This is a genomic window from Hydrogenophaga electricum, from assembly GCF_030160815.1.
Taxonomy (GTDB): Bacteria; Pseudomonadota; Gammaproteobacteria; order Burkholderiales; family Burkholderiaceae_C; genus Hydrogenophaga; species Hydrogenophaga electricum.
Genome location: NZ_BSPB01000002.1, coordinates 25450 through 44377, shown reverse-complemented (window position 1 = coordinate 44377; position 18928 = coordinate 25450). Strand labels below are relative to the sequence as shown.

General features: G+C 67.4%; 14 protein-coding genes. 9 read left to right on the top strand and 5 right to left on the bottom strand.

Features of this window, described 5'->3' with window-relative positions; translation table 11 throughout:
• Position 1 precedes the first annotated feature (1 nt).
• The 4 genes from QQK43_RS01530 (at position 2) to QQK43_RS01515 (ending at position 3667) form a co-directional block, all read left to right on the top strand.
• On the top strand, positions 2–367 hold the full coding sequence (locus tag QQK43_RS01530) for a sirohydrochlorin chelatase (protein WP_234264753.1): 366 nt from the start codon (positions 2–4) through the stop codon (positions 365–367).
• A complete protein-coding gene (locus QQK43_RS01525; RefSeq protein WP_234264754.1) occupies positions 364–1308 on the top strand; it encodes a CysB family HTH-type transcriptional regulator in 945 nt (314 codons plus the stop codon). Before QQK43_RS01530 ends, QQK43_RS01525 begins: the two co-directional genes overlap by 4 nt.
• Before the next feature lie 7 nt (positions 1309–1315).
• Positions 1316–2494, top strand: coding sequence for a pyridoxal phosphate-dependent aminotransferase (locus tag QQK43_RS01520; protein ID WP_234264755.1), 1179 nt, complete (start codon positions 1316–1318; stop codon positions 2492–2494).
• 210 nt (positions 2495–2704) lie between these two features.
• Positions 2705–3667, top strand: coding sequence for a FecR family protein (locus QQK43_RS01515; protein ID WP_284306353.1), 963 nt, complete (start codon positions 2705–2707; stop codon positions 3665–3667).
• 6 nt (positions 3668–3673) lie between these two features.
• On the opposite strand, the gene hrpA is transcribed toward QQK43_RS01515, so the two are convergent.
• Complete coding sequence (gene hrpA, locus QQK43_RS01510) at positions 3674–7729, bottom strand: ATP-dependent RNA helicase HrpA (protein ID WP_284306352.1); 4056 nt, start codon at positions 7727–7729, stop codon at positions 3674–3676.
• Positions 7730–7803: 74 nt separating this feature from the next.
• On the opposite strand from hrpA, the gene argA reads away from it, so the two are divergent.
• Together argA and ppk2 are read left to right on the top strand one after the other, a co-directional pair.
• Positions 7804–9144 (top strand): amino-acid N-acetyltransferase, encoded by a 1341-nt coding sequence (gene argA / locus QQK43_RS01505; protein WP_284306351.1) that lies wholly within the window; start codon positions 7804–7806, stop codon positions 9142–9144.
• 94 nt (positions 9145–9238) lie between these two features.
• On the top strand, positions 9239–10480 hold the full coding sequence (gene ppk2, locus QQK43_RS01500) for a polyphosphate kinase 2 (RefSeq protein ID WP_284306350.1): 1242 nt from the start codon (positions 9239–9241) through the stop codon (positions 10478–10480).
• Positions 10481–10612: 132 nt separating this feature from the next.
• On the opposite strand, the gene QQK43_RS01495 is transcribed toward ppk2, so the two are convergent.
• Positions 10613–11317 (bottom strand): SIMPL domain-containing protein, encoded by a 705-nt coding sequence (locus QQK43_RS01495; protein WP_234264760.1) that lies wholly within the window; start codon positions 11315–11317, stop codon positions 10613–10615.
• Between the two features lie 74 nt (positions 11318–11391).
• Entirely contained in the window at positions 11392–11682 is a 291-nt protein-coding gene (locus tag QQK43_RS01490; RefSeq protein ID WP_234264761.1) for a hypothetical protein, read from the bottom strand.
• 167 nt (positions 11683–11849) lie between these two features.
• Here QQK43_RS01490 and ompR point away from each other — a divergent pair, with 167 nt between their 5' ends.
• A complete protein-coding gene (gene ompR, locus QQK43_RS01485) occupies positions 11850–12581 on the top strand; it encodes an osmolarity response regulator transcription factor OmpR (RefSeq protein ID WP_234264762.1) in 732 nt (243 codons plus the stop codon).
• 15 nt (positions 12582–12596) lie between these two features.
• Positions 12597–13997, top strand: a complete 1401-nt coding sequence (locus tag QQK43_RS01480) for a sensor histidine kinase family protein (RefSeq protein WP_284306348.1) — start codon at positions 12597–12599, stop codon at positions 13995–13997.
• Between the two features lie 48 nt (positions 13998–14045).
• On the opposite strand, the gene ispF is transcribed toward QQK43_RS01480, so the two are convergent.
• Positions 14046–14525 carry a 2-C-methyl-D-erythritol 2,4-cyclodiphosphate synthase gene (gene ispF / locus QQK43_RS01475; protein ID WP_284306347.1) on the bottom strand — a complete coding sequence of 160 codons (480 nt, stop codon included), beginning with the start codon at positions 14523–14525 and terminating at the stop codon, positions 14046–14048.
• Positions 14522–15256, bottom strand: a complete 735-nt coding sequence (ispD, locus tag QQK43_RS01470; RefSeq protein WP_284306346.1) for a 2-C-methyl-D-erythritol 4-phosphate cytidylyltransferase — start codon at positions 15254–15256, stop codon at positions 14522–14524. Before ispD ends, ispF begins: the two co-directional genes overlap by 4 nt.
• Before the next feature lie 65 nt (positions 15257–15321).
• On the opposite strand from ispD, the gene mfd reads away from it, so the two are divergent.
• Entirely contained in the window at positions 15322–18831 is a 3510-nt protein-coding gene (mfd, locus tag QQK43_RS01465) for a transcription-repair coupling factor (protein ID WP_284306345.1), read from the top strand.
• Positions 18832–18928: the final 97 nt, after the last annotated feature.

The window sequence follows — 18928 nt, the reverse complement described above, 5'->3', positions numbered from 1 at the left end:
CATGCTGGGCGTCATTGTCCTGGCCCACGGGTCGCGCGATCCGCTGTGGCGCCAACCGGTGGAGGCCGTGGCCAGCCGCATTGCCCAGGCCAGCCCGGCGTCCCGGGTGGTCTGCGCGTACCTGGAACTGTCCGAGCCCGACCTCCCCACCGCCACCCACGCGCTGGTGGCTGAGGGCGCGACCCGGGTGCGCGTGCTGCCCCTGTTTTTCGGCATGGGCAAACACGCCCGCGAAGACCTGCCCCGGCTGGTGCAGGCCCTGGTGCAGGCGCACCCTGGCGTGCCGGTCGAATGCCTGCCCGCGGCTGGCGAACACCCGCGCCTGACCGAACTCCTGGCCCGCATTGCCCTGGAAGAGAACCCATGAACCTGCACCAGTTCCGCTTTGTGCAAGAAGCGGTGCGCCGCAACCTCAACCTGACCGAAGCAGCGAAAGCCCTGCACACGTCGCAGCCGGGCGTCTCCAAAGCCATCATCGAGCTGGAGGACGAACTCGGCGTGGAAATCTTCGCCCGCCACGGCAAGCGCATCAAGCGCGTGACCGAGCCCGGGCAGCAGGTGCTCAAGAGCATCGACATCATCCTGCGCGAGGTCAACAACCTCAAGCGCATCGGCGAGCAGTATTCGGCCCAGGACAGCGGCACGCTGTCGATTGCCACCACCCACACCCAGGCGCGTTATGTGCTGCCCGGGCCTGTCGCCAAGCTGCGCCAGACCTACCCCAAGGTCGCGGTGAGCCTGCACCAGGGTTCGCCCGACCAGGTGGCGCGCATGCTGATGGACGAGGTGGCCGAGATCGGCATGGCCACCGAGTCGCTGGCCAACTACCCTGACCTCGTCACCCTGCCGGCCTACGAGTGGCAACACGTGCTGGTGTTGCCCTTCGACCACCCGCTGGTCCAGCGTGAGCGCATCGGCCTGGAAGACCTGGCCCAGGTGCCGCTGATCACCTACCACCCCAGCTTCACCGGCCGCACCCGGATCGACCAGGCTTTCGCGCTGCGCCATCTGCAGCCCAACATCGTGCTCGAAGCCATCGACTCCGACGTGATCAAGACCTACGTCAAGCTCGGCATGGGCGTGGGCATCGTGGCCGAAATGGCCGTCCAGGGCGACAACCAGTCACCCGATCTGGTCGCCCGGCCCGCGGGCGCCCTGTTCGGACACAACCTCGCGCGCGTGGCGTTCAAGCGCGGCACCTACCTGCGGCACTTCGTGCTGCGTTTTGCCGAGCTGCTGAGCGACCGGCTTTCCCGCGACCTGATCCTGCGGGCCATGTCCGGCTCGCACGACGAATACGAAATCTGACACCGCCATGACCGCTGCCGCCCCGCACACCCCGTTGCTCGACTCGCGCCTGCCCGCAGTCGGCACCACCATCTTCACCGTGATGTCGGCCCTGGCGACCGAAACCGGTGCTGTCAATCTGGGCCAGGGCTTCCCCGACTTCGACTGCGACCCGGCCCTGGTCGACGCCGTCACCGCCGCCATGAAGGCCGGCCACAACCAGTACCCACCCATGCCCGGGGTTCCGGCATTGCGCCAGGCCATGGCCGCCAAGATGCAGGCGCTCTATGGCCTGCGCTGCGACCCGGCCACCGAAATCACCGTCACCGCCGGCGCGACCCAGGCCATCCTGACCGCCATCCTGGCGATCGTGCACCCGGGCGACGAAGTCATCGTGCTGGAACCCTGCTACGACAGCTACGTGCCCAACATCGAGCTGGCTGGCGGCAAGGTCGTGCGCGTGCCGCTGGTACCGGGTACGTTCCGCCCCGATTTCGATGCCATCGCCGCCGCCATCACGCCGCGCACCCGCGCGCTCATGATCAACAGTCCGCACAACCCCAGCGGTCAGGTCTGGAGCGCCGAGGACATGCGCAAACTGCAAGCGCTGCTCGCCCCGACCAATGTGCTGCTGATCAGCGACGAGGTCTACGAACACATGGTGTTCGACGACCAGGAGCACCAGAGCGCCGCGCGCTTTCCAGGCCTGGCCGCACGCGCCTTCATCGTCAGCAGCTTCGGCAAAACCTACCACGTGACCGGCTGGAAGGTCGGCACCGTGGTGGCGCCCGCGCCACTGACCGCCGAATTCCGCAAGGTGCACCAGTTCAATGTGTTCACCGTCAACACGCCCATGCAGCACGCGCTGGCCGCCCACATGGCCGACCCCGCGCCCTATCGGCAACTGAGCGGCTTCTACCAGCGCAAGCGCGACCTGTTCCGCGAAGGCCTGGCACAAACCCGTTTCCGGCTGCTGCCCGGCCAGGGCACGTATTTCCAGTGCGTGGGGATCGAGAGCCTGGCGGTGGCTGAGCGCGATCTGCCCGAGGCCGAGTTCTGCCAATGGCTCACACGCGAAATCGGGGTGGCCGCCATCCCGTTGTCGGCCTTTTACGGCAACGGCTTTGACCAGAAGGTGGTGCGTTTCTGCTTCGCCAAAAAGGACGAGACCCTGCGCGAGGCGCTGAGCCGACTGGCGCGGCTCTGACCGCCGCCGCAACCTGAAGCCACCGGATTCCCCTGCCCGGAGCCAGCCACCGCCTCTGAGGCACCCGGCTGCAGTGCTTTTCGCTTCAGAAAAACCCCGCAGGACCGATCTTGCATCCAAAACGGAAACCGCTGCGTACCAGTCTGGAGCGGCGCGGTTTGCCGCCGCTCCCTGTCTGATTTCGCCCCCCAAAAACCACGGAGATCCCGGATGTCGTTGCCCCCCACCCGTTTCCCTGTCCTGACCGTCCCTCGGCGCCGCGCCTGGTTGCGACTGACGCTCTCGGGCGTCGCGCTCGCTGCCTGCGCGATCGGCATCGGTCCGCGTCTGGCGCATGCCCAGGCCGCCCCCACCCTGGTGGAGGCCGTCCAGTTGCCCGCCTGGGTGGAACGCCATGGCGACCGCCGTGCGGCCCAGCCCGGCATCAGCCTGCGCGATGGCGACAAGGCCCAGACCGCCCGGCAGGCGCGCATGCTGCTGCGCCTGCCCGACCGCAGCCAGGTCAAGCTCGGTGAGGCCACCGAACTGGTCATCGAAGCGATGAGCGTGAAACGCCACGGGGTGGCGCAACCGCAGGAAATCCAGAGCGCGCTGCGGCTGGTCACCGGCGTGTTCCGCTACGCCACCGACATCTCCAGCAAACTGGCCGGACATCAGCGCCAGCTCAATCTGAAGCTCGCCACCGCCACGGTGGGGATCCGCGGCACGGACTTCTGGAGCATGACCGACGCCGACCACGACGCGGTCTGCGTCTTCGAGGGCAAGGTCGCCGTGCAGCGGGACAGCGGCCCGGACATCGCCCTGGAAAAGCCGGGCGCCTTCTGGGTGGTGTTCACGGGTCAGCCGGAGACCCCCGCCGGTCAGGCCACACCGGACCAACTGGCCAAGTTCATCGCGCAGGCCGAACTCGCGCCAGGCAGCGGGGTGCTGGTGCAAGGCGGGCGCTGGCGTGCGGTGCTCGGCCTGCTGCCCACGGCAGGCCAGGCCGGGGCCCTGCGCGACCGCCTGGTCGAAGCCGGTTATCCCGCCGAGGTCATGGGCAAGGACGGCCGCTTCGAAGTTCGTATCAACCAGTTCGCCACCGAGCAGGATGCCCGCAGCGTGGTCGACCGGCTGAGCCAGCAGACGGAACTGGGCGTCCAGGGTGCCCGTGTGGCCCTGGCGGCGGGCTGAAAGCGCTCAGTTGGTGAGCTGACCCCACGCCTTTTCCAGGCGTTTGATGCTCACCGGCTGCGGCGTGCGCAGTTCTTGCGCAAAGAAGCTCACGCGCAACTCTTCCAGCAGCCAGCGCACTTCCTGAAGACGCGCGTCCTGCACACCCTTGCGCTCGGCCACCAGGCGCCAGAAGCGCTGGTCCTGCGGGCGCAGTTCGGCGAATTTGGCGGCATCCCGGGCGGGGTCACCGCGAAGCTTGTCCAGCCGCAATTGCACCGCCTTGAGGTAGCGCGGGAAGTGCTGCAACTGCGCGTAGGGCGTGGCGCTCAGGAAGGTCTTGGGCACCAGGCGCTGCAACTGCTGCTGCACGTCAGCCGCCACATCGGCCGGCGGCTTGCTGTCCTTGAGCTTGCGCTGGGCGGCGGCGAACTCGGCCAGGATGGTGCCTGTCTGGCGTGCAATCTCGTTGGCGATCAGGGTCAGGCGCCCTCTTCCTTCGTCGATACGCGCCTTGAACGCGGCAGCATCGGCCGGCAGCGGATCGGTCAGGAACGCGCGGTCCAGGGCGAGGTCGAGAATCTGGTGCTTCAGCTCGTCCAGCGTGCCCCCGTCGCCACCTTTTGCGCCGCCACTGTCGGTCTTGCCGACGTTCATGTAGGCCACGCCCATGGCCTGCAATCCCGGCAGGTTCTTTTCCAGGTATTTGAGCGCATCCTTGATCTGCAGCGCGAACAGACGGCGCAGGCCGGCACGGTGCCGCGCCTGGGCCACCTCGGGTTCGTCGAAGACCTCGATGCGCACCGCGTCGCCGTCGTCGATCAGGGCCGGAAAGCCGATCAGCGTCTGGCCGCCCTTGCGGATTTCCATCAGCTCGGGCAGCTCACCGAAATCCCAGGCGGTGTGGCGTTGCTCGGCCACCGTGGCCGGGCCGGACGGTGAAGCTGAGACCGGTGCCTTGTTGCCGCCCTTGGTCGCGTCGCTCGCAGGCACCCGGCGGCGGCCTTCGGCCTGGGCCGGTGGCGGCTCGGGTGAAACCGGTGCGGCGGCGGTCGCGGCCATGTCCTGCAGCTTGAGTTGTGCCAGCGCCTGGAAGGCCCCGCGCGCCTGGGAACCCAGCTCGGCCTTGAGCGCGCCCAAGTTGCGGCCCTGGCCCAGTTGTCGACCGTGTTCGTCCACCACGCGCAGGTGCATGAAATGGTGGGCCGGCAGCATGTCGACCTTGATGTCGTTGCGCTGCACCGGCAGTTGCGTGGCCTCGCGCACCAGCTTGAGCAGCGCATCCATCAGGCTGCCGTGTCCGAACACCTCGGGCTGACACAGCGCCTCGGTCATCTTCTCGGCCGTGGCCGGCAACGGCACCAGGCGCGAGCGCGGGCGTTGGTGCAGGGTCTTGAGCAGGGCCTGCACCTTGTCCTTGAGCATGCCGGGCACCAGCCAGTCGCAGCGGTCTTCACTGACCTGGTTCAGTGCAAAGATCGGCACCGTGACGCTGACGCCGTCGCGCGGGTCGCCCGGCTGGTGCAGGTAGGCCGCCGCGCAGTCCACCCCGCCCAGGCGGAGGGTCCTGGGATAAGCCTGGGTGGTGATGCCTGCGGCCTCGTGGCGCATCAGCTCTTCGCGGGTCAGGAACAACAGCTTGGGGTTCTCTCGGCTGTGGTCCCGCCACCAACGCTCGAAAGCCGCGCCGTTGGCAATGTCAGCCGGCACCTGCGCCTCGTAGAAGGCGTAGATCAGCTCGTCGTCGACCAGCACATCCTGCCGCCGCGCCTTGTGTTCCAGCTCCTGCACCTCGCGCACCGTGCGGCGGTTGGCCGCCAGAAACGGCAGCTTGCTGTCCCAGGTGTCGTCGTGCAGGTGACCGACCAGGGCCTCGCGGATGAACAGCTCGCGCGCACCCGCCGGGTCCACCTTGCTGTAGTCGACGCGCCGCTGCTGGTAAACCACCAGCCCGTACAGCGTGGCGCGCTCGTAGGCACTGACGCGGCCGGCCTTTTTCTCCCAGTGCGGGTCCAGCACCTGCTTCTTGAGCAGGTGGCCGCCCACCTGTTCCAGCCACTGCGGCTCGATGTTCGCAATACCGCGGCCAAACAGCCGCGCGGTTTCCACCAGTTCGGCGCAGACGATCCAGCGGCCGGGCTTCTTGCTCAGGTTGGCGCCGGGGTGACGGTGGAACTTGATGCCGCGCGCACCCAGGTACCAGTCCTCGGTGTCGTTCTTGCAGCCGATGTTGCCGAGCAGACCGGCGAGCATGGACAGGTGCAGTTGCTCGTAGCTGGCGGGTGTCTGCCCCCACGCTCCGCCGCTGCGCGGGGCGCTGCCCCCCGAGGGGGCGTCGCCCGGCTTGGGGCGGCCCGGCGCCGGGCGAGCCGGTGGCGTGTGGAGCTTCCACCCCTGCTCGGCCACCACGGTATGCAGCTGCGAATGGATGTCGCGCCATTCGCGCACCCGCCGCACGTTGAGGTAGTTCTCGCGCAGCAGGTTTTCGTACTGGCGGTGGCTGAGCTTGTGCTCATGGCCGTCGCCACCCTTGCTGTCCGTCAGCCATTTCCAGAGCTTGAGCGTGCCGGTGAACTCGCTTTTCTCGTCGTCGAACTTCTTGTGTGCCTGGTCGGCCTGGGTCTGCTTGTCCAGCGGACGGTCGCGCACGTCCTGCAGGCTCAGCGCCGAGGCGATCACCAGCACCTCGTCCAGCGCACCGCGCTCGCGCGCTTCAAGCAGGATGCGGCCCACGCGCGGGTCCAGCGGCAGCTTCGACAGCGTGCGCCCCACCGGCGTGAGTTCGTTGCCCTCATTCACCGCCCCCAGCTCGGCGAGCAACTGGTAGCCGTCGGTGATGGCACGGCGCTGCGGCGCCTCCAGAAAGGCGAAGTCCTCGACGGCACCCAGATGCAGCGCCTTCATGCGCAGGATCACCCCAGCCAGCGAACTGCGCAGGATTTCGGGGTCGGTGAAGCGCGGACGGCCGTTGAAATCCGCTTCGTCGTAGAGCCTGATGCAGATCCCATCGGCCACCCGGCCACAGCGCCCGGCACGCTGGTTGGCCGCCGCCTGGCTGATCGGTTCGATCAGCAACTGCTCGACCTTCTGACGGAAGCTGTACCGCTTGACGCGCGCCGTGCCCGCGTCGATCACGAAACGGATGCCCGGTACCGTCAGCGAGGTTTCGGCCACGTTGGTCGAGAGCACGATGCGGCGCTGGCCGTGTGGCTGGAAGATGCGGTCCTGCTCGGCCTGCGACAGGCGCGCAAACAGGGGCAGCACCTCGGCGTTGCGCAGCGCGGGCTGGTGCGCCAGGTGCTTGCGCAGGTGGTCGGCGGCCTCGCGGATCTCGCGCTCGCCCGGCAGGAACACCAGGATGTCCCCACCCGAACCTGCCCCACCACGCCACAACTCGTCCACGCCGTCGGCGATGGCGTTGTTCAGGTCGTATTCGCGGCTTTCCTCGAACGGCCGGTAGCGCACTTCGACCGGGAAGGTGCGGCCCGAGACCATGAGAACCGGCGCCTTGCCCTTGGCCGACGAAAAGTAGTCGGCAAAGCGGTCCGCGTCGATGGTGGCCGAGGTGACGATGACCTTCAGGTCGGGACGGCGCGGCAGCAGCTGGCGCAGGTAACCCAGCAGGAAGTCGATGTTGAGGCTGCGTTCGTGCGCCTCGTCGATGATCAGCGTGTCGTAGGCCTTGAGGTCCGGATCGGTCTGCGTCTCGGCCAGCAAAATGCCATCGGTCATCAGCTTGACCGACGCGTCCCGGCTCAGCCGGTCCTGGAAGCGCACCTTGTAGCCGACCACCTCGCCCAGCGGGGTCTTCAGTTCCTCGGCGATGCGCTTGGCGACCGAACTGGCGGCGATCCGCCGTGGCTGGGTGTGGCCGATCAGTTGACCGCGCTGACCCGGCTTCGCATGGAGCCGGCCCCGCCCCATGGCCAGGGCGATCTTGGGCAACTGGGTGGTCTTGCCCGAACCGGTCTCGCCGCAGACGATCACCACCTGGTGGTCGCGAATGGCGGCCTCGATTTCCTGCCGGCGGGCGGAAACAGGCAGGGATTCGGGGAACTCGATGGTCAGCGGCGCGGAAGACAAGGGCGAACTTCAGTCAAAATCAGGCAGCCGGCGATTATCCCGCGCACCCTGCCGTTCTGCCCCACCCGCCACACATGTCCACCGTCTTCAATTTCACCTTCGTGCCCTGGTTCCGTTCGGTGGCACCGTACATCCACAAATTCCGCCATCAGACCTTCGTGATCGGACTGACCGGCGAAGGCATCGCGGCAGGCAAGCTGGCCTCCATCGCCCAGGACATCGCCATGATCCAGGCCATGGGGGTGAAGATCGTGCTGGTGCACGGTTTCCGGCCGCAGGTCAACGAACAACTGCGCCTCAAAGGGCAGGAAGCCCGGTATTCGCACGGCATGCGCATCACCGACCCGGTGGCGCTGGACTGTGCCCAGGAAGCTGCCGGGCAGTTGCGCTATGAGATCGAGGCCGCTTTCAGCCAGGGGCTGCCCAACACGCCCATGGCCGGCGCCCGCGTCCGGGTCATTTCCGGCAACTTCATCACGGCCCGCCCGGTGGGCCTGATCGACGGCGTGGACTTTCAGCACTCCGGCCTGGTGCGCAAGGTGGACACCGAAGGCATCCAGCGCACGCTGGACATGGGTGCGCTGGCACTCATTTCCCCGTTCGGCTTCTCGCCCACCGGCGAGGCCTTCAACCTGAGCATGGAAGACGTGGCCACCTCGGTGGCGGTGGCGCTGCAGAGCGACAAGCTGATCTTCCTGACCGAGGTGCCCGGCATCCGCGTCGACACCAACGACCCCGAAAGCGACATCGACACCGAACTGCCGCTGGACGATGCCAAGCGCCTGGTGGCCAGCCTGCCGCTGGCCACCCAGCCCACCGACACCGGGTTCTACCTGCAGCACTGCATCCGGGCCTGCGAAGGTGGGGTGGAGCGCAGCCACATCATCCCGTTCGCCCTCGACGGCTCGCTGCTGCTCGAAATCTACGTGCACGACGGCATCGGCACCATGGTGGTCGATGAAAAGCTGGAAAGCGTGCGCGAAGCCACCCTGGACGACGTGGGCGGCATCCTGGCGCTGATCGAGCCATTCGAAAAGGACGGCACCCTGGTCAAGCGCGACCGCACCGAGATCGAGCGCGATGCCAGCAGCTACACCATCATCGAACACGACGGAGTGATCTTCGGCTGCGCTGCCCTGCACCCCTACCCCGAAGAGCGCACCGCCGAGATGGCCGCGCTCACCGTGTCGCCGCAGAGCCAGAGCCAGGGCGACGGCGAACGCCTGCTCAAGCGCATCGAGTCGCGGGCGCGGGCGCAGGGTCTGCAGAGCATCTTCGTGCTCACCACGCGCACCATGCACTGGTTCATCAAGCGCGGCTTCGTGCAGGTCAGCCCCGAATGGCTGCCCGAGGCCCGCAAGCGCAAATACAACTGGGACCGCCGCAGCCAGGTGCTGGTGAAAAAGCTCACGTGAGCCGGCGCGGTGCGGCGCGTGCCTGACAAATGTCAGGCAGATTGGCGTGGGACGGTCCATACTGGGCCATTGATGAATTTTTCGTGAAAAGCCCATGACCGAACGCAGCGCCCCTTCGAATGCCACCGCCGCCACCGGCCCGCTCCGCGCTCCCGCCGCCGGCAAAAGCCGCCCGAGCCCCACGAAAAAACCGGTCAAGACCCGGACCAAACCCGCACCAGCCGCCGCTGCGCCCACGCGGCGCGCCAGCCTGGGTGACGTGACCGGCAGTTCGCGCCCGCGACGCATCGCCAAAGTCACCACCCAGACCAAGGTCCAGAAACACCAGGAAGCCCAGTTCGCCGCAGTGCGCGACATCCTCTCGCGGACCGGCACCAGCAAGAAGGAAAAGGCCGAGTCCTTGCGCGCGATCCTGGAAGGCGCCTCACCGGACGACGCCAAGGCCATCCGGCGCCTGCTCAAGGAAGAAACCCTGCAACGGCGCGATCAGGCCATCGCCATCACCCATCCGGATGAGGTGCTGGCGGCCGACTGGCGCAGCGGCGGTTATCCGTACAAGAACCTGATGTCGCGCAAGGCCTACGAGCAGCAGAAATACAAACTGCAGGTCGAGCTGCTCAAGCTGCAGGCTTGGGTCAAGGAAACGAAGCAGCGCGTGGTGATCCTGTTTGAAGGGCGTGACGCCGCCGGCAAGGGCGGCACCATCAAGCGCTTCATGGAACACCTCAACCCCCGCGGCGCCCGCGTGGTGGCCCTGGAAAAACCCAATGAGGTCGAACGCGGCCAGTGGTACTTCCAGCGTTATGTCCAGCATCTGCCCACTGCGGGCGAGATCGTGATGTTCGACCGCAGCTGGTACAACCGCGCCGGCGTGGAAAAGGTCATGGGCTTCTGCTCGGACGGCGAATACCAGGAATTCATGCGGCAGGCGCCGCAGTTCGAGCGCCAGCTCGTGCGCAGTGGCGTGCACCTGATCAAGTTCTGGTTCTCGGTCAGCCGCGAAGAGCAGCGCCGCCGCTTCAAGGAGCGCAAGAGCCATCCGCTCAAGCAGTGGAAGCTCAGCCCGATCGACATGGCCAGCCTCGACAAGTGGGACGACTACACCCAGGCCAAGGAAGCGATGTTCTTTGAAACCGACACGGCCGATGCCCCCTGGACCGTGATCAAGAGCGATTGCAAGAAGCGCGCGCGCCTGAACGCCATGCGCTACGTGCTGCAAAAGCTGCCCTACAGCAACAAGGACACCGGCAACATCGGGACGCTCGACTCGCTGATCGTGGGCCGCGCCCACGTGGTCTACGAACGCGGCGAACGGCCCGGCAGCGCGATCTTGTGATCACCCCCTTGCGCCGCCGCTGATGCGGCTCTCCCTCGTGGCGCGCCTTGGCGCAACGAGGGGACGGCACCGGTAGGGTTCCACGGCGCCAGCGGCGCGCATCATGCGCCAGCCGCGTTGCTCAGTCGGGCATCAGCGCAATTGCACGGCGCCCGACACGTTGACAGACACGGTGGTCTTGCCGGCCTCCATGGGCATGGGGGCATCGGCCATAGCGGCCTTGGCTTCGGCCCGCATCATCACCATGCGGGGCTGACCACCGCCCTGGTCGGTCGAGCTGATGTGCACCTCGCGCAGGCTGTAGCCGGCAAAACCGAAGTTCTTCGCCACCTCCTGGGCCCGGGCGCGGAAGCGCTCGATGGCCAGGGCCTGGACCTCGTTTTCCAGGCGCTGACGCGCCTCGCGCGAGACCGCGTAGCCCACATCGGCGATGGTCAGGCTCTGGATCTTGCCCGCCGTGGTGCTGATGCGCCCGAAGTCGGTGCCTTCCAGCATCAGCTCCACCGTGCCCTGCCAGCCGTTGATGCGGCCATTGCTGCCGTAACGCGGCTGGAGCGAGAACTGACCGGTGCGCACGTCCATGGCCTGCGGCTGGGCAGCAACTCGCGCCACCGCCAGGGCTTGCTCCAGCGCGGTCTTGAGCTGGGCCTGCACCGTGCCGGCGTCAGCGCCTTCCCGGGTGGTGTTGAGCGTGACCATCATCTGGTCCTGCGGCACTTCCATGAAGCCGCTGGCAGACAGGTTCACCACATTGGCCGGCACCTCAGGGGCAGCCTGGGCAAAAGACGCGGTGCTGGTACCGACCAGAACAAGCAAGGCCAAAGCCGTGGATCGCATGGCGACTCCTCTCATAAAAAAGCGGGAAAACGGGGATAGGCCGACCGCGGAGGCCGGCGAAAGGAAGGCGTCGCTCAGCGCGGCCGGGCCGACAGCTCGCTGTCTTCGCCCCGCAACTGGGTGCGCAACTGCTGGCGCTGTTCTTCGGTCAGGCGATAGGGTTTCCATTCCTCGGAGCGTCCGCCAGCCTGCTGCCGGATCGAGTCGCGCAGGGAGTGGTCGGCCGGCGTCTCCGATCCGGTCATGCGGGCTGCCGCTTCCGCGGCTTTGGGCTGCACGGCGCGGCCTGGCTCGCTGGCCCAGGCCGAAGCGGTCAGGAAGGAAACGGACAAAAGGGCCTTGAAGGCCAGTCTGCAAGCGTTCATGGAAGCAAAGTCTGTCTCAGCCGACGCATTCTCGGATGTCCGCCCGGTGAACGGGTCACGCGGGGTCGGCAACATTTGTAACACCGTGTCAGACTACCAAAAAACCAGTGCGGACAAGCACTTACCGCTGTAACAATGGGGCCTGTTACATTTTCCGGGTTGCCAAGATGCCACAGACCAACTCCCGTCCCAACAAGATCCTGGTCGTCGACGACGACGTTCGCATCCGCGATTTGCTGCGCCGTTACCTCATGCAGGAAGGCTTCGAGGTCATGCTCGCCGAAGACGGCAAAGCCCTCAGCCGCGTGCTGCAGCGCGAATCGGTGGACCTGATCGTGCTCGACCTGATGATGCCCGGCGAGGACGGCCTGTCGATCTGCCGCCGCCTGCGCGCCAACGGCGACCGCACCCCCATCATCATGCTCACCGCCAAGAGCGAGGACGTCGACCGCATCGTGGGTCTCGAGGTCGGTGCCGACGACTACCTCGGCAAACCCTTCAACCCGCGCGAGCTGCTGGCCCGCATCCACGCGGTGTTGCGCCGCCGCCCACCGACCGAAGTGCCCGGCGCACCTTCGCAGGAGGCGGAAGTCGTCACCTTCGGTCCGTTCGAATTCGACCTGAGCCTGCGCACGCTGCGCAAGGAAGGGGTCGACCTGCCCCTGACCACCGGGGAATTCGCCATGCTCAAGGCCCTGGTGCGCCACCCGCGGCAACCCCTGACGCGGGAAAAACTCGCCCAGTTGGCCCGCGGCCGCGAGTTCGAACCCTTCGACCGCAGCCTGGACGTGCAGGTCTCCCGTCTGCGCAAGCTGATCGAAGACGACGCCGCCTCTCCCCGTTACCTGCAGACCGTCTGGGGTGTGGGCTACGTGTTCGTGCCGGACGGCAACAACTGACGCACCGGCCTCTGGATGAGCGAATCGCGCGCCCCGTTCGAGACCCAGCCCGCCGCCCTGGAAACGGCCCCCGCTCCGCTGGGGTCCCGGCCCAAGCGCGGCGTGAGCCTGTTCTGGCGAACGTTTTTCTTTCTGTCGCTGCTGCTGATCGGCTGCATCATTGCCTGGCTGCAGACCTTCCGCGCCCTGGAATTCGAACCCCGGGCCATCCAGAGTGCGCAGCAACTGGCGTCTCTGGTGAACCTCACCCGCGCGGCGCTGGTGCACTCGGACTCCATCGCTCGCGTGTCGCTGGTCAAGACCCTGGCCGACGAAGAAAAGGTGCGCATCGCCCTGCGCGAACCGGACGACGTCTACCTGCCCTACGACACCGACACCCTGAACCGGGGCGTCACCGACGCCCTTCAGCAACGGCTGGGGCGCGACACCGTGGTGGCCCGCGCCGTCAACGGCACGCCTGGCCTGTGGATCGGCTTCTCGATCGATGGCGACCTGTACTGGCTGCAGACCGACCCCTCCCGCATCGGGCCGGTGACGGGTGCCACCTGGCTGATCTGGCTGGCCACGGCAGCCATCCTTTCCCTCACCGGGGCGGCGCTCATCGCCCGCCTGATCAATCACCCGCTGAAGAAGCTCCAGTTCGCGGCCAGCCGCGTGCGCGAGGGTGACTTCGACGCGACGCAACTGAGCGAATCGGTGGCCACGAGCGAAATCCGCGAGGTGAACATCGGCTTCAACCGCATGGCGCAGCGCCTGTCCAAGATCGAGCAGGACCGCACGCTCATGCTGGCCGGGATTTCGCACGACCTGCGCACGCCACTGGCCCGCCTGCGGCTGGAAACCGAGATGAGCGTGGCCGACCCCCAGGCGCGCGAGCACATGACGGCCGACATCGAGCAGGTCAACGCCATCATCGACAAATTCCTCGACTACGCCCGGCCCGACCACACCGACCTTCAGCGGGTCAACCTCCACCTGGTGGTGGAAGCGGCGGTGTTCGCGCTCGGCAGCGACGCTTCGGTGCAGATCAACATCGCCGTTCCGCACGAAATCGACGTGCTGGGCGACGCGGTGGAGTTGCAGCGCGTGTTCTCCAACCTGCTGGAAAACGCGCGCCGCTACGGGCGCGATCCCAAAACCGGCGACGTGCAGATCGACATCGCGGCCAAGCCCAGAGAGCGCTGGGTACTCATCAAGCTGCGCGACCACGGCAAGGGCGTGCTGCCCGAACTGCTGGAACAACTGACCCAACCCTTCTTCCGGGGCGACTCCTCGCGCACGGCGGCCACGGGCACCGGCCTGGGCCTGTCCATCGTGGACCGCGCCATCACCCGCATGGGAGGCCGGTTTGCGCTGGCCAACAGCAGCACCGGCGGGCTGGCCGCGCACATCAAGCTGCCGCGCGCCATCAACTGAGTCGGGCGTGTTGGTGCGGCGCAGCACACAGCGCGCCGGCACCGTGCTTCAGCGGCGGTGGATCAGCACGGCGGCACGCGCTTCGATTGACAGGCCCTGCCCCACGGGCCCGAGTTTTTCGGCCGTCTTGGCCTTCACGTTCACCTGGCCGACCTCGACACCGAGCGCCCGCGCCACCGCCACCACCATGGCGGAAATGTGCGGCGCCAGCTTGGGGGCCTGGGCCACCACCGTGCTGTCGACATTGCCGATTTCATAGCCGGCGGCACGCACGCGCCGTGCGGCCTCGGCCAGCAACACGGAAGAGTCGGCACCCTTGAAACGCGGATCGGTATCGGGGAAATGGCGGCCGATGTCGCCCAGACCGGCCGCCCCCAGCACCGCGTCGGTGATGGCGTGCAGCAGGACGTCGGCGTCGGAGTGGCCCAGCAGGCCCAGGGTGTGCGGAATGGTCACGCCGCCGATGATCAGGGGCCGACCGGGCACGAGCGCGTGCACGTCCCAGCCTTCGCCAATGCGGATGTTCATGGTTGTCTGCTCTTCAGAACGGCTTCGGCCAGCGCGAAGTCCTCGGGATAGGTCACCTTGACATTTTGCGCGCTGCCGGGCACCAGGCGCGGCGCGGCGCCGGCCAGCTCCATGGCGCTGGCTTCGTCGGTGATGCCGTCGTAGCCACTGGCGGCGCGTGCAGCGAGCGCGGCCTGCAGCGCCCCGATGCGGAACATCTGCGGCGTCTGGGCCAGCCATTTGTCGCCGCGGTCCACCGTGGCCGCCACCCGGCCGCCGGTCTCTGCCTTGAGCGTGTCGGGCAGCTTGAGCGCGAGCAGGCCGCCCACCGTATCGCCCAGACAGGCATCGATCAGCGCATCGATCTGCGCCGGCGTCACCAGGCAGCGCGCCGCATCGTGCACCAGCACCCAGTCGTTCGGCCCGGCGCCCCCGGCCCGCAGCGCGGCCAGCCCGTTGGCCACGCTCTCGGCACGGCTGGTGCCGCCACAGTGCACCAGCTCGATGCTCGGGTCATCCACCGTCAGAAAACGGTCGCCCGGGGCCAGCACCACCAGGCAGCGCTCGATGCGCGGCACCGCCTGGAAAGCGCCCAGGGTGTGCAGCACCAGCGGCACGCCCAGCAGCGGCTCGTACTGTTTGGGGCCGGCGGTACCCGCGCGCGAACCGGTGCCGGCGCAGGGCAGCAGCGCGAACAGCCGCTCGGAAGAAGAAGGGTTATCGGAAAGCTCGGCAGACATGGTCGGGGGCATTCTAAAATCCTCGGCTTCACCCCCCACCCTGACCGGTCGGGGGGTGTTCGTCATTGAAGGCTCCCATGGATCTGCCCAAGCTCACCCCCGGCAAGCGCTTCGCCTTGCCCCGACCTGTCGGCGCGGCCGACGCCCTGCTGCTGGCCCAGCTCGCGCAACGCGAGCAGGCCCAGGGCCGCCCCACCGCCATCGTGACCGCCGACGCCAGCGACGCGCAGCGTCTGATGGACGAAATGGCCTTCTTCGTCCCGGACCTGCGTTGCGCCCTGTTCCCCGACTGGGAAACCCTGCCGTACGACAGCTTCTCGCCGCACCAGGACCTGATCTCCGAGCGCCTGGCCACGCTCTGGCGCATCCACCACCGCGGACAGGCGCGCGCGGGCGAGCAGGACCAGGGTGCCGACGTGGTGCTGGTGCCCGCCACCACCGCCCTGTACCGGCTGGCGCCGCCATCCTTCCTGGCCGCCTACACCTTCCACTTCAAGGTCAAGCAAAAGCTTGACGAGGCCAAGCTCAAGAGCCAGCTCACCCTGGCCGGCTACAACCACGTCACCCAGGTGGTGAGCCCCGGCGAATACGCGGTGCGCGGTGGCCTGATCGACCTGTTCCCCATGGGCTCGCCCGTGCCCTACCGGGTCGACCTGTTCGACGACGAAATCGACTCCATCCGCACTTTCGACCCCGACAGCCAGCGCAGCCTGTACCCGGTGCCCGAAGTGCGCCTGCTGCCCGGGCGCGAATTCCCCATGGACGACGCGGCGCGCACGCGCTTTCGCAGCCGCTGGCGCGAACTGCTCGAAGGCGACCCGACCAAGAGCCGCATCTACAAGGACATGGGCAACGGCGTCGCCACCGCCGGCATCGAGTACTACCTGCCGCTGTTCTTCGAAGAAACTGCCACCGTGTTCGACTACCTGGGTGAACAGGCCACGGTGGTGCTGCACGGCGACCTGGAGCCGGCCTTCCAGCGGTTCTGGCAGGACACCAGCGACCGCTACCGCCTGGTACAGGGCGATCCCGACCGCCCCGCCCTGCCGCCCGAAAGCCTGTTCCTCAGCGCCGAACAGTTCTACGGCTTGGCCAACCGCCACGCGCAACTGGCCCTGCGCCCGGCGGTGGAAGACATTGCCGACAACGCCTTCGCGCAAAAGCTGCCCGACCTGACCGCTGTGCGTGGCGCCGAAGACCCGCTGGCGCGCCTGCAGGCCCACCTGCGCGCCACGCCGCACCGCGTGCTGCTGCTGGCCGAAAGCGACGGTCGGCGCGAAAGCCTGCTCGACTTCATCCGTGCCAGCGGCGTCAACCCGCCGGCGTTCGATTCGCTGGCCGAATTCGAGGGCAGCGCGGAAAAGATCGGCATCGCCACCGCCGCCCTCACCGCCGGCTTCGCGTGGCAGGAAGCCGCGCTCGACTTCGTCACCGAAACCGAACTCTTCGCCGCCGGCCCCACCGCACGGCGGCGCCGCAAGCAGGAGCAGGTCAGCGACGTCGACGCGCTGATCAAAGACCTGAGCGAGCTCAACGTGGGCGACCCGGTGGTGCACACGCAGCACGGCATCGGCCGCTACCGCGGTCTGGTCAACCTCGACATGGGCGAGAAAAACGCCGACGGCACGCCCGCGCTGCAGGAATTCCTGCACCTGGAATACGCCGACAAGGCCGTGCTCTATGTGCCGGTGAGCCAGCTCGGCCTGATCGGGCGCTACACCGGCGTCAGCGCCGACGAGGCCCCGCTGCACAAGCTGGGCAGCGGCCAGTGGGACAAGGCCAAACGCAAGGCCGCCGAACAGGTGCGCGATGCCGCCGCCGAGCTGCTCAACATCTACGCGCGCCGCGCCGCGCGCCAGGGCCACGCCTTCCGCTACAGCCCGCAGGACTACGAAACCTTCGCCAACGACTTCGGCTTTGACGAAACCGCCGACCAGAAGGCCGCGATCCACGCCGTGATCCAGGACATGATCAGCCCGCAGCCCATGGACCGCCTGGTCTGCGGCGACGTGGGCTTCGGCAAGACCGAGGTCGCGCTGCGTGCGGCCTTCGTCGCCGTCACCGGCGGCAAGCAGGTGGCTTTTCTGGCGCCCACCACGCTGCTGGCCGAGCAGCATTACCAGACCCTGGTGGACCGCTTCGCCAAGTGGCCGGTGAAGGTGGCCGAGATGAGCCGCTTCCGCTCGGCCAAGGAGATCACCGCCGCGATGAAGGGCATCAGCGACGGCAGCGTCGACATCGTGGTCGGCACCCACAAGCTGCTGTCGGAGAAGACCCAGTTCAAGAACCTGGGCCTGCTCATCATTGACGAGGAACACCGCTTCGGCGTGCGCCACAAGGAAGCGATGAAGCAGCTGCGCGCCGAGGTCGACGTGCTGACGCTCACCGCCACGCCGATCCCGCGCACGCTGGGCATGGCGCTCGAAGGCCTGCGCGATCTGTCGGTCATCGCTACCGCGCCGCAGCGCCGGCTGGCGATCAAGACCTTTGTGCGCAACGAAGGCAACGGCGTGATCCGCGAAGCCGTGCTGCGCGAACTCAAGCGCGGCGGCCAGGTCTACTTCCTGCACAACGAGGTCGAGACCATCGAGAACCGCAAGCAGGCCCTGGAAAAACTGCTGCCCGAAGCACGCATCGCCATCGCCCACGGTCAGATGCCCGAGCGCGAACTGGAGCGCGTGATGCGCGACTTCGTGGCCCAGCGCTTCAACCTGCTGCTGTGCTCGACCATCATCGAAACCGGCATCGACGTGCCCACGGCCAACACCATCGTCATGGCGCGCGCCGACAAGTTCGGCCTGGCGCAGCTGCACCAGTTGCGCGGGCGCGTCGGCCGCAGCCACCACCAGGCCTACGCCTACCTGCTGGTGCCCGAGATCGAGGGCCTGACCAAGCAGGCCGCCCAGCGGCTCGATGCGATCCAGCAGATGGAAGAACTCGGCAGCGGCTTCTACCTCGCCATGCACGACCTGGAAATCCGCGGCGCGGGCGAAGTGCTGGGCGAAAACCAGAGCGGCAACATGCTGGAAGTGGGCTTCCAGCTCTACAACGAGATGCTGAGCGAGGCCGTCAAGTCGCTCAAGGCCGGGCGCGAACCCGACCTGCTGGCGCCGCTGTCGGTCACCACCGACATCAACCTGCACGCCCCCGCCCTGCTGCCCAACGACTACTGCGGCGACGTGCACCTGCGCCTGTCGTTCTACAAGAAGCTGGCCACCGCCAAGACCGCCGACCAAGTCGATGCGTTGCTGGAGGAAATCGTCGACCGCTTCGGCAAGCTGCCGCCGCCCGCGCAGACGCTGATCGACGTGCACCGCCTGCGCGTGCTGTCACAGCCTTACGGTGTGATCAAGGTCGACGCGGCACCGGGCGTGGTGAACATCACCTTCCGGCCCAACCCGCCGATCGAGCCGATGCGCATCATCGAGCTGATCCAGAAGAACCGGCACATCAAGCTCGCCGGCAACGAAAAGCTGCGCATCGAAAAGCCGCTGCCCGAGGTGAAAGACCGGGTGCAGATGGTGCGCGACGTGCTCAAGGCCCTGGGCCAGCCCATCAAGACCCCCGAGCCGGTGAGCGCCTCCTGAGCGGCCCGCTCACGGCCTCCACGGCGCATACCGGGGAGGGTTTGACCTGCATCAAAAACAGGAGCGGTCGCGCTCAGCGTTCACTCGCCGTTCACAC

What these genes read in the sequence shown, in the direction of transcription:
- QQK43_RS01530 (WP_234264753.1), top strand. Translation starts at nt 2, where the DNA reads ATGCTGGGCGTCATTGTCCTGGCCCACGGGTCGCGCGATCCGCTGTGG.
- QQK43_RS01525 (WP_234264754.1), top strand. Translation starts at nt 364, where the DNA reads ATGAACCTGCACCAGTTCCGCTTTGTGCAAGAAGCGGTGCGCCGCAAC.
- QQK43_RS01520 (WP_234264755.1), top strand. Translation starts at nt 1,316, where the DNA reads ATGACCGCTGCCGCCCCGCACACCCCGTTGCTCGACTCGCGCCTGCCC.
- QQK43_RS01515 (WP_284306353.1), top strand. Translation starts at nt 2,705, where the DNA reads ATGTCGTTGCCCCCCACCCGTTTCCCTGTCCTGACCGTCCCTCGGCGC.
- argA (WP_284306351.1), top strand. Translation starts at nt 7,804, where the DNA reads ATGTCCACCGTCTTCAATTTCACCTTCGTGCCCTGGTTCCGTTCGGTG.
- ppk2 (WP_284306350.1), top strand. Translation starts at nt 9,239, where the DNA reads ATGACCGAACGCAGCGCCCCTTCGAATGCCACCGCCGCCACCGGCCCG.
- QQK43_RS01495 (WP_234264760.1), bottom strand. Translation starts at nt 11,317, where the DNA reads ATGCGATCCACGGCTTTGGCCTTGCTTGTTCTGGTCGGTACCAGCACC.
- QQK43_RS01490 (WP_234264761.1), bottom strand. Translation starts at nt 11,682, where the DNA reads ATGAACGCTTGCAGACTGGCCTTCAAGGCCCTTTTGTCCGTTTCCTTC.
- ompR (WP_234264762.1), top strand. Translation starts at nt 11,850, where the DNA reads ATGCCACAGACCAACTCCCGTCCCAACAAGATCCTGGTCGTCGACGAC.
- QQK43_RS01480 (WP_284306348.1), top strand. Translation starts at nt 12,597, where the DNA reads ATGAGCGAATCGCGCGCCCCGTTCGAGACCCAGCCCGCCGCCCTGGAA.
- ispF (WP_284306347.1), bottom strand. Translation starts at nt 14,525, where the DNA reads ATGAACATCCGCATTGGCGAAGGCTGGGACGTGCACGCGCTCGTGCCC.
- ispD (WP_284306346.1), bottom strand. Translation starts at nt 15,256, where the DNA reads ATGCCCCCGACCATGTCTGCCGAGCTTTCCGATAACCCTTCTTCTTCC.
- mfd (WP_284306345.1), top strand. Translation starts at nt 15,322, where the DNA reads ATGGATCTGCCCAAGCTCACCCCCGGCAAGCGCTTCGCCTTGCCCCGA.